This is a genomic window from Mycobacterium sp., assembly GCF_035640695.1.
GTDB lineage: Bacteria > Actinomycetota > Actinomycetes > Mycobacteriales > Mycobacteriaceae > Mycobacterium.
The window spans coordinates 1-10315 of record NZ_DASQVQ010000078.1; the positions used below are offsets into that span (position 1 = coordinate 1).

10 protein-coding genes are annotated in these 10315 nt (G+C 62.9%); 2 read left to right on the forward strand and 8 right to left on the reverse strand.

Features of this window, described 5'->3' with window-relative positions:
- Positions 1-179: 179 nt before the first annotated feature.
- The gene (locus tag VE759_RS09710) at positions 180-548 is read right to left on the reverse strand and encodes a bacterial transcriptional activator domain-containing protein (RefSeq protein WP_324930988.1); all 369 of its coding nucleotides are present in this window, start codon (positions 546-548) and stop codon (positions 180-182) included.
- A 274-nt stretch (positions 549-822) separates the two neighbouring features.
- The gene (locus VE759_RS09715; RefSeq protein WP_324930991.1) at positions 823-1845 is read right to left on the reverse strand and encodes a hypothetical protein; all 1023 of its coding nucleotides are present in this window, start codon (positions 1843-1845) and stop codon (positions 823-825) included.
- A gap of 1043 nt (positions 1846-2888) precedes the next feature.
- On the opposite strand from VE759_RS09715, the gene VE759_RS09725 reads away from it, so the two are divergent.
- Positions 2889-3809, forward strand: a complete 921-nt coding sequence (locus VE759_RS09725) for an NADP-dependent oxidoreductase (protein ID WP_324930993.1) — start codon at positions 2889-2891, stop codon at positions 3807-3809.
- A gap of 41 nt (positions 3810-3850) precedes the next feature.
- Here the strand turns inward: VE759_RS09725 and VE759_RS09730 are convergent, their stop codons facing one another.
- The 5 genes from VE759_RS09730 to VE759_RS09750 form a co-directional block, all read right to left on the reverse strand.
- Positions 3851-4279 (reverse strand): cellulose-binding domain-containing protein, encoded by a 429-nt coding sequence (locus VE759_RS09730; protein ID WP_324930996.1) that lies wholly within the window; start codon positions 4277-4279, stop codon positions 3851-3853.
- Positions 4280-4809: 530 nt separating this feature from the next.
- A complete protein-coding gene (locus tag VE759_RS09735) occupies positions 4810-5439 on the reverse strand; it encodes a helix-turn-helix domain-containing protein (protein WP_324930999.1) in 630 nt (209 codons plus the stop codon).
- A 616-nt stretch (positions 5440-6055) separates the two neighbouring features.
- A complete protein-coding gene (locus tag VE759_RS09740) occupies positions 6056-6550 on the reverse strand; it encodes an SCO family protein (protein ID WP_324931002.1) in 495 nt (164 codons plus the stop codon).
- Entirely contained in the window at positions 6547-8070 is a 1524-nt protein-coding gene (locus VE759_RS09745; protein ID WP_324931005.1) for a hypothetical protein, read from the reverse strand. Before VE759_RS09745 ends, VE759_RS09740 begins: the two co-directional genes overlap by 4 nt.
- A 441-nt stretch (positions 8071-8511) precedes the next feature.
- The gene (locus tag VE759_RS09750) at positions 8512-9021 is read right to left on the reverse strand and encodes a MarR family winged helix-turn-helix transcriptional regulator (RefSeq protein ID WP_324931008.1); all 510 of its coding nucleotides are present in this window, start codon (positions 9019-9021) and stop codon (positions 8512-8514) included.
- Between the two features lie 129 nt (positions 9022-9150).
- Between VE759_RS09750 and VE759_RS09755 the strand changes: the two genes are divergently transcribed.
- The gene (locus VE759_RS09755) at positions 9151-9528 is read left to right on the forward strand and encodes a DoxX family protein (RefSeq protein ID WP_324931019.1); all 378 of its coding nucleotides are present in this window, start codon (positions 9151-9153) and stop codon (positions 9526-9528) included.
- A 618-nt stretch (positions 9529-10146) separates the two neighbouring features.
- On the opposite strand, the gene VE759_RS09760 is transcribed toward VE759_RS09755, so the two are convergent.
- On the reverse strand, positions 10147-10315 hold a 169-nt coding region (locus VE759_RS09760), incomplete at its 5' end, for a DnaB-like helicase C-terminal domain-containing protein (RefSeq protein ID WP_324931022.1).

The following is a 10315-nucleotide window of genomic DNA, read 5'->3' on the forward strand; positions in this document are numbered from 1 at the left end:
CGACAGGATCGCCCACTTCTGTGCGTAACGCCTCTGCGTGCAAGTCCAAGTCGACGAAGTGCACCAGGGTGCCGTCCGGCGCCTCTGTGAATCCCCGAGGTTCTGTGCTCAATGCCATTCGATGTTCTTCCTTTGCCACGAGTGTCGCCTTGCGGGCGTGAATGAGCCGAAATGGGTGCTCAGCGGCGCAGTTGGTGCAACAGGGTGCGGGTGCTGGGGGCGGGTGTGATCCCGGCGGCGCGTAGCGCCTTCTCGCATTGCGCGAAGGTGGTGATGACGCCGTCGTAGTCGCCGACGGCGCTACGGGTCCGCATGAGGGTGTGCCAGGTCGCCTCGCGAAGTGGGTCGGCGGCCAGTACGGCCTCGGCCAAGCTTTGGGCGTTGGGGTATTGGTCGGCGGCATAGGCCGCGTCGGCGGCGGCGGCGCGAGCGGTGGTCGCCAGCTCGGCAAGCTGCTCTCGGCGGTCGTCCACCCAGGCCGAACGGACACCGGGAAAGTAATCGCCCCGCGCGCTAGCGGTGCGAGCGCTTTTTCGGTGGCCGTACAATCACGCTTAAGCAGCGCCATGATCATCATTTGTAGGTTCTCAAATTCCGTGTCATATCGCGACGAGCTGCCCTGCGGCGATAGCCGGTGTCTCACATGATGTCATTCGCGTTTGTCTAGTATTCGTGTCATTTCCTACAGGACGGGGTCCGCTGCCATTCGGAAAGTCCCCAGTGCTTCCGTGTGCACCGACGCGAGCGGACGCATGATCCGTCATATGACGGTCGCTTTTGCGATTACGGCATCGGCGCCGAGCCTCACGCCGGTGCACGCGGTCATCCGGCGACTTCGCTCGCGGCCAGGCTGCGCAGTACCGCCCTCACCACCGCCCGATGCGACAGCAGGTTGACGTAGCGACCCCGGTCAGTGACAGCCAAGTAGTCGTCCTCGGCACGCAGCAGGGTGCGCAGCTGATCGGCTTGCGATACTTCCTCGGCGAGCGAATCCGTGTGCAGCACCGACGGGAAAAGCTCCGTCTTCACGCCGAAGGCCGTTACTTCGACTCCGCCGCCGAGGTGGCCACCCTCGAGCTCGAGCAATCGGCCGAACAGCATCCGCTCACCGATGAAGTCATCGAACTTGAACGGAGTCGGCAGGTTCTTGCCGTCGGCCATAGCGACCGGGCTCTCCAATCCGCGTTCGGGATGGTCCCAATCGGTCGGCGTGCCCAGGCCGGCAAGGTTGGTGTCCCGCAACGCCGACAGGTAGGCGCGGCGAAGCGCCTCGTCGGATGCCAGAAGACACTTCACCACGGCAGCGGACGGTGCCCACCCGACGAACCGATCCGGTTGCTCGCCAAGCAGAGCGGTGAACACGATCGCACTGCCCGGACGGTGCCGAGACATCCCGGAGGCTAGCAGCAGCAGGCGCGATTGCCACCACTGTTGTCCGTCGCCCAGGTCGACGACGACGACCTGGCTTGCCGTACCCGCCTTTACGGCTTGAAGGATGCTCCCACCGGAGGAATCCATGATCGGCGAACCCGGCGGTGTCCCGAGGTTTCCGGAGATCTTTATCCTCGCCGCCGCCCCCGCCGTTTGCACCGCATTCTGCACCGCCGCGAAACTCACCTCCACGCCGGCCGCTTTGACCGAAGTAACCCGTTCGAGGATGAGCGCGAGAACGGGGATGACCCCAAGAGCTACGACGACAAGCGCGACGAGCGGGGAAATCCTGTCGTCGAACAGAATTCCAACCCATCGCAGGAGAGCTGCCAGTCCGAACAACAGCGGAACCAGCAACAGGGATGTGAACCACGCTGTCTTAGCACTGAATGGCCAGAAATTCCCAGTCGTCATCGCTGTCTCCCCCGCAGCAGTTCGCGATTCGTGCGCCAATCCTCCCACCACGCTCGGCTAGCAGGGCGATATCACGCAGACAGTTCGATCTCCTCGTCGATGACGCTGAACAGATAGCGACCCAGGACCGTGAGCTCGGCGTGCAGATCGCCGAGTCCGGCGAGCAACGCACGGAAGCGACCCTCACCCTCGCCACCCGTAGCGGCCTCTGGAACCCGGACCCATCCGCATCGGACCTTAATGGGTCACGCTCCCCGCACCGTCCAGCGGACTCGCGATTAGGCATCCGGCGCACAGGCGAACATGCTTGCTACCGAATCATTCTCGAAGACGGCTGGCCGCGCGGCGCAGAACTTGGTTCGCGGCGCCTACAACGGCTCGGCGACATGAGCTGCTCGTGTTTGCGCCAAACCAACCACTCGAGCCGTCTCGGATACATCACTGATGAGAATATGACACCGAATTTGAAAACCTACATCCGCCGAAATTGGAATCGACATCATCTGCCTGTCGGTTCTCAAACTCGTTGTCATGCAGCGGTGCGCTGACCAGCGGTGATGCATAGCGTCTCACGTCGTGTCATGGGCGGCTTGTCTCATAATCATGTCACTTTCAACTCTGCGCGCCGAGCCGCCTAATGGGTATCGATCAGCGTGCCGTTGACGGGAAGTTGGCCCTCATCGAGGGAGGCTGGTCAACCGAGCCGCCGACCGGTGAGCACTTCCGCCGCCCGGAGTGAGTTTCGGCCTCTAGCCTTAGATCGTGCCCCGGCCGGTTGGTGAGGTGGCCTGTAGCGCTGGTGGGATGTCGTGCCGGTTCGAGCACTGATCCATTAGGTCGCTGCCGGGTGCCTCGGCTCGAAACAGGGTGATTGACAGCCAAAATCGAGGAAGGCGTTCACCGAGCAGTCCGGCGGTCCAGTGCTCGAGTAGGGCGGAGTTGTCGGTGTCGTCGGGATGAAAGCCCCGCTTGTTTCATGAACCCGTTGGAAGCTGATCATTGAGAACGGAACCACAATGCCCCCACATCAGGAAGGACCTGTAGTGCAAGCCATCACTGTTTCAGATCGTGACGCCGGTGTCGCCGGCATGTCGCTGACAGAGCTGCCCCGCCCCGAGGCCGCCACGAACGATGTCGTCGTGCGCGTACACGCCGCGGCTTTCATACCCACGGAGCTGGACTGGCCGGACACCTGGACCGACCGCGCGGGCCGTGACCGCACACCGAGCGTGCTCGGCCACGATCTATCCGGGGTCGTGGTTGAGTTAGGTTACGGCACCACCGGATTGAGCGTGGGTCAGCGGGTGTTCGGGTTGACCGACTGGTCCCGCAACGGCTCGCTGGCGGAGTACACGGCGGTGGAAGCTCGCAACCTCGCACCGCTGCCAATCGATATGGACCACACTGTGGCCGCCGCGCTGCCGATCTCCGGATTGACCGCCTGGCAGGGTCTGTTCGACCATGGCCGCCTCTCCGCTGGACAAACGGTCCTGATCCACGGGGCCGCGGGTGCGGTTGGGTCGATCGCGGTGCAGCTCGCTCGCGAGGTCGGCGCGCGCGTCATCGGCACCGGACGCACCGCAGATCGAGACCGGGCGGCCGCGCTCGGCGTCCATACCTTCCTCGACTTGGATGCCGAAAAGCTTGAGGATGCAGGGGAAGTTGACGTGGTGTTCGACGTGATCGGCGGAGACATTCTGGCCCGCTCGGCCGCACTGGTGCGCGCCGGCGGAACGCTTGTCACCATCGCCGAGCCGCCGCAGACCCAGCCGCGCGAGGGGCGGGCTTTATTCTTCGTTGTCGAAGCCGATCGCGCCCGGCTCGCCGACCTCGCCGCGCGAGTACGGGATGGACGCCTCAAACCGGTGGTAGGCGCCGTGTTGCCACTCGCCGAAGCCGCCGCTGCATTCGCTCCCGACAAGCGCATCCCTGGCAAGACGATCCTGCGCGTAGCCGAAGACTGAAACGGATCCGCAGCAAGCGCAGCCGCAGCTTACGCGAGCCTCTAAGTGCAAAAAATTTGCCGGTTGAGCACACAATTCGCCGGTGGCGAGTAGGAACCGGTCAGCACGCCCCTTAGACCACCTGTGGCTGAGCCACCGGGTGCAATGACGCGATTCCAATTCGCGGGGGTGAGAACATAGTGCGTGCCGGATTGGGTAAGGGTGCTGTTCCACGTGTGCGAGACACCTTCTCCCACCGGCAAGTCGAATTCAAGCTTCCAATCGGTTAGCGGCACCGTACTCGAGTTGGTGATGGTGAAGTGGGCGATGAAACCGGTCTGCCACGTATGTGACACCGACAACGTCGCCGTGGCCGCAGCCGCATGAGCTACGGGGGTGATGGCGAGCCCGAGGACAGCAACCATGAATGCCAACACAATTGCGTGAAGCGCTGTGCGCCAGCGCTTCACGCAATTGTTGAGTCCGGCCATAGCAGCCAACGCTAAATCCGAACAGCCGATATCTGCCCTCGCATCGCGGGTAAGCTGCAGTACCTTTGCTCAACTGAAACCGTCATGAAATTTTGCCTCATAGTTGGAGGCAGCGGTGAAGGCTACACGCGACCCGCAATGGGGCGGTATGGGCACTTCGCTATCGAGGGGCTACCAGCGGGCTTGGCGCTGCTGGTCGTGAAACGGGGTCCCACCGAACGACGTACGGGGGCGACCGGCCTCATCCATTAGAGCTCTGTAGGTTCCCAAACTGCGTGGCGGATACCGATACTCGCACCTGCACCTTTGCAGAATTCTCATCAAAATGGCGGACGGGTTTTTCTCAAGTTCGTGGCGGATCCTATAACCGTACGGTTGTGCAGGACTCAGCTCCTAGGGCGGGACCGCTGCACAGAAAACGGGCGAACAACGGAGCCGTGATCGGCGCGCTTGACCTTGCCCGCCAACAAGGCACGACGCCGAGCCCGGCTCATCAAATCCGCAGCCGGTCCGCAATAGTTCGGGCCTGCCTATCCAGATCCGACAGCATCGCTTTCGGCGAGTCGACGGGCGGCGAATTCCCAGTTGTCGGCTATTTGGGCGAGGGGAATGTTTTGCTCACGGATTTGGTGCAGTACCAAGCGCGCGTCCAGGCCGGCGAGTAGTAGTTGCGCTGTCAGAAGGTGATCGCCTCTAGCGTCGGCCAGCCGCAACAGGATTCGGATGTGGCTGAGCATGATCCAATAGGCGCCGTCATTGAAGACGGCGTCGCCTGCAGCGGCGAGCATGTCGCCCTGAATCGGAATGAGGTCGAGTTTGGCACGGCCGAACGCGACGAGGCGGTCGGTTGGGTGGGCGCCCGGGCCGAGAGGGGGTGGGCCGGAGATCATGGCGGCCTGCAGTTCACGCTCGGAGTGATCGAGCAGTGCGAGCATCAGCCCGGAGCGGCTGCCAAAGCGTCGGAAGACGGTTCCTTTGCCCACGCCGGCGCGTTGGGCCAGCTCATCGATGGTCAACGCGGCCGCACCGGATTCGGCGATCAGCTGAGTGGCCATGTCCAGCAGCACATGGCGGTTGTGGGCGGCGTCGCTGCGCTCGTCGGGCGCGTTGGCGAGCAGCGGCAGCAGCCGCCGTTCGTGGGAGGAGGTGGGTACGGTCATGTCGGGGCGCGACTTTCGTTCTGCGGTCCCTACCCTAGCGGTGCACCGTGCGGCGTGGTGGGGCGGCTTTGCCTTCACCGATCCACGACTGACGACCGCATTACCGGTAAAACGTCGCCGTGTGTGTTATCGTATTGCACCACAGGATATTTCGGGACGGTGGATCGGCCTGCGCCACTTACCGCTGGTGTCGGTAGGGCTAAAAGACTGGCTGACTGCATATTTGGGTAGATGACGCTAAGCGGCTACGACGGTAGCCTCGGCTCTTTGCGTCGACACGCCATTGCGGACGTTGGGCATCGGCGGATCTGGACGCCGCCGCCGCCGTGCTGCAGCCGAACGAGTCTTGGCGGAGGCGCTGCATGCTTTGGCATCGGCAATCTCTGCATCGGAGTCGAGACCTTCCCCGGCTACCACGCGCGCGACATGACGGACCTGCTCCTCGCGGGCCATGCGAAAGCCGACGCCAACCGAGCAGTCGGGCTGAACAGCGCCCGCGCCGGTGCTCCCGCCGATACAGACGACTGGGTAGTCCGTTCGCTAAGAACTGATCCGTCGTGTAGTTCAACCGTGCTCGGCATGCTGGACTTCGTCACGGTGCAGCCACCACGTGCCGCTACTTCACGAGTCGCTGCAGTCGACTCGTCATGTCCTCGACGGACGCACCGTCGCCGAGATGTGTTATATACGAGCCTGTTTCGTCAAACACGTAGGTGATGGCGGTGTGCGGCATCCGGTACCCGCCTGGGGCACCGGGGTCCTCGATGCGGCGGACGAAGACGTTCATGGACTCGCGTAGTCGTTCGAGTTCGCCGGGGTCACCGGTCAACCCGACGAATCCCGGCGCTGTCCTGTCGAGGTACTGCTTCATGGTGGTCGGCGTATCGCGGTCCGGGTCGACCGTGACGTAGACCGGACAGAATTGCGAGGATGACGGTCCCAGGCGTTGCATGACTGTACTGAGCTTGCCCAGGGCAGTGGGGCAGACCATCTGGCAGTTGGTGAATCCGAAGAACATGACGACGTTTCTTCCCCGAAGGTCGGCGCCCGTCACCGCCGCGCCGTCCTGGTTGATCAGCTCGAACTCGAGTTGTCCTGGCCCAATACTCATTCCGCATTCCAGGTGGGTACCGTCAACACCATTTGGCGGTCGCCGCCGTCGGGCACCTTTAGGGACAGCGTCTCGTCCTGCCGGGCGGCCAGGTCGTTCCCGGGCGCTCCGTCCAGTGTTAGGGAGTAATCGCCGGGCACGTTGCTCAGTGCCAGCGTGTAGGGTCCAGAGTGTCCTGGGCGGCGTCGCGCCCGCAGCGTGAGTCGGCGACTTTCGCGGTCGAACCACGCGGTCGTGATGTCGACCGAGTCGGACAACTCCACCACGAGTGGCTCCCTGAAATGAGCCCGATCCCAAGGTGTTTCGAAGAGAGCGCGCAGTCCATCGGTGGTGTTGAGTCGCGAGTAGGCCAGCAGAGTGTTGCCGGTGAGAGGCTCCACCAGGGTGCGATGCCCCTGGTCATCGGTCCGGGCGTCGCTGCGGGGGTAATACAGCACCCCATCGACCCAGGTCGGGTTCATGTAACGGTCGGCATGGGCCAACAGGCCGTCCAGCGTGTCGCGATCGCCCATCTCCGAGGCCCACACCGCGGACCAACCGAACTCGTTCTGATCGCTGTCCTGCAGACGGCCCATCACCTCACGGGGAGCGGTGAACTTGACGTCCAGCGCACCGTCCTGCCCGGCTATCAGCTGAGACTGCATCTGCTCGTCGTAGTGTTGGCGCACGAAGTCGGAGTTCCACATGTTCATCAGGGCGCCCAGCCAGGCGTCACCGCTAGCACTACCAATGTCGTTGGGCAGCGCCACCCCGCTGTCTTGGAGCACCAGTGGGAAGTAGTGGCCGTAAGCGTCGAGGTCGCCGTAGCGCGCCCAGGCCTGCTTGTAGCCTGCGATGACCTCCTCGGCGACCGACTCACCGGTCAACTGGTCCCGCAACCGGAAACCCAGAATCGCCGGCTGATTGCAGATCTGGAAGATGCAATTGGGCTCGCACGCAACGCCGAGGTACCCGTTCTTGACCATCTGCCAATAGATGATGTCGGTGAGCGAGTTCTGGTCGTAAGAGAAGGTCCGTGGTGCGCCACCCCAGAAGAACGACCAGTAGTCGATTGTCAGGGCGCCGTCTCTGGCGTAGCGATCGTCGTCGAACAGCACGTTGTACATCAGTGCCATCGAATTGAGATAGGCGCTGTACATGATGTTGTCCTCGGCGACCGGATCCCACCGTTCCCTCAGTTGATCGGCGAGATGGGCGTTGAAGATCGATCCCCCGCGACTGACCTGCGCCCAGTACTCCCACACCTCCGGGGAAAGCATCTTGGCAATCAGCCGCTCGAAGATCGGCTTGAACACCGCCGGAGCATTGGGGAGCCGGTGGCGATGGGCAAGCCCGAGGGCGTAGGCCCCATAGGCCATCTGGAATCGGTAGCCGCCGAACGCGGCCTGCCCGACCTCACGATTGGTCATACCGGACCAGTCATTCTCCTGCAGCCGCGACAACACTTCGAACCGGCGGATGTGGCCGAGTTGCTCACGACTGAGACCGTCCTTGTGTACTGCCGTCACGGCTCTGGTCATCCGTCCTCCTCCAGTTACCCTCGCCGGGTTCTGACCAACGGCGCACAAAACACGAACACGAATCGTATTGGACTGTACTTATCGCGCTGCCAACCGAAGCCGCGCCCCGGCGGCGTACAAACAGATGCTGATCGATGCCACCCTCGACGACGTCAAGCTGACCCGCGCCTTCACCGGCCTTCCCACCAGCATGCTGATCCGCTCCGTCCAAGCCGCCGGAATCGACCCCAAGGCCCTCAACGAGAACACCACGCCGGCGGAGGCAGCAAGAACTGTTCGGCGCCGCGGGCCAAGGCCCGCACCGTTGGTCAGGGATCTGCAGCGCCGGGCATTCCGTCTCCGGGGTACGCGAAATCAGCGGCGCAGAGCTACTCATCGCGCGCGTCGCCGACGAATATGCCCGGCCCGCGCGGGCCGCGGTCCCAACCTTCGAGCCCAAGATCAGGCGGTAAAAGAGTGACTGGTCGTCGACTGATCATCGCACCGGTCAGCTTGGACAAAACGCTGCAGAGCCGCAGTGATCGCAGGAAGGTCGAGGTCGGTTACATGATCCACCACATGGCGACGCACGCTACGCAGATGACTGGGCCAGGCGCTGCGGATACGGGCCAGACCCGCATCGGTGAGCACCGCATTCCAACCGCGGCCATCAGAACTTGAGCGTTCCCGCGTGACCCATCCCTGCTGAGCCAGGCGATCCACGATTCGGGTCATACCGCTCAACGACAACGAACACGTGGTCGCCAGATCGCTCATGCGCAAACGGTGGTCCATGCTTTCCGACAGATGCATCAACACGGTGTAATCACTGAGCGAGAGGTGCTCCTCCCGCTGCAGGTCGGTGTCAAATAACCGAGGCACCACCACCACGGCGCGCGCGAACGCCCTCACGAATGCTTCTTCGTCGGCCGCGAGCGGCTCAGCGTCGCGAGCAGATTCCCTATTAGGCATGCCGCGCATACTACTTGCTTGACGCTGCAATATTCTACCATATATTTGCTTGTCGTAACAAGTCTAATGTTCGCTCACGGCCGCCTACGGACCTGCGGTGGGCGTGTGCGCCCAAGAGAGGAAAAGATAATGAACGTTGCCCTATGGGTGATCGCCGGATTGCTTGCGGTGGCAATGCTGGGCGCCGGTTCGATGAAGCTGGTCAAATCGAAGACGCAACTGGCAGCCAACCCTCAGATGGCGTGGGCCGCCGACTTCTCCCCCGCACTCATCAAATTCATCGGCGCCGTCGAATTTCTCGCTGCGATCGGGCTCATCTTGCCGCCTAACGTCGGCATCGCCCCGGTGCTCGTCGCCGTCGCCGCCGCGGGCATTGTGTTGCTGATGATCGGCGCCGCGGTGACCCACGGCCGCCGCGGCGAGTACTCCCCGATCGCGATCAACGTGCTATTGCTGGCGCTCTCGGCAGTGGTCGTGTGGGGTCGACTCGGGCCATACCGCTTCTGACAACCGCTGCGCGCGGCCGCAACACACCGGCACCGCTAACAGCTCATGTGAGCGCCGAAACACGTTGCCGGCATTACGCAGTCGACAGCTTTCGCGGACTTCCCACACCTTGGTGCCGTGTTCCCAACGAGCCCGATGCGGCGGGTGTTGTGTCTGCGGTGGTCGGGACTGGGTTCGACGACGATTCGGCTGGCGCGGTGGGTGCGGCATCCCGGAGACGCCGAGATCCGCGGCGGGCTGCTGTGCCCCGAGCCATGGCTGGCCTTGAACCCCGCGTTCGAGCCGGGTGGAACCGTGCGCGACTTTCAGTCCGTCCTGATGGCGCGGCGCGCCCGGGGGCCCGTGCTGCGTCCGGGGCGGCGGCGGCATTCCGTACGCCGCTCCGCTGTCGGTTCTCATTTCCGATGTCATGTGGCGATGCCTCTACCTGCTGCGATGCGGCGTGTCTCACACGATGTCATCTACGATTTGTCTCACTTTCGTGTCATTTCTTCGTACCGACCTCGGATGCCGATGTGTAACGGCGCAGGTAGGAGGCAATTTCTCTGAAACGTGTTATGCTTGGTGACACGAAAGTGAGACTGGGACAAGGGTTTTGAGAACCGACATCCGCGTCTACTATTTCGCCATGTTGGTGAAGCGCGAGAGGTGAAGCTGGTGAGCAACCGTGACGGTCTTGGTCGGGCCGTTGCGGTGCTTGGCAATAATGAGGTCCGCTTCGCCGCCGCGGGGGTCGTCGCGCTCAAACGCGTCTGGCCTGTGCAGCAAAATCACTACATCGCTATCT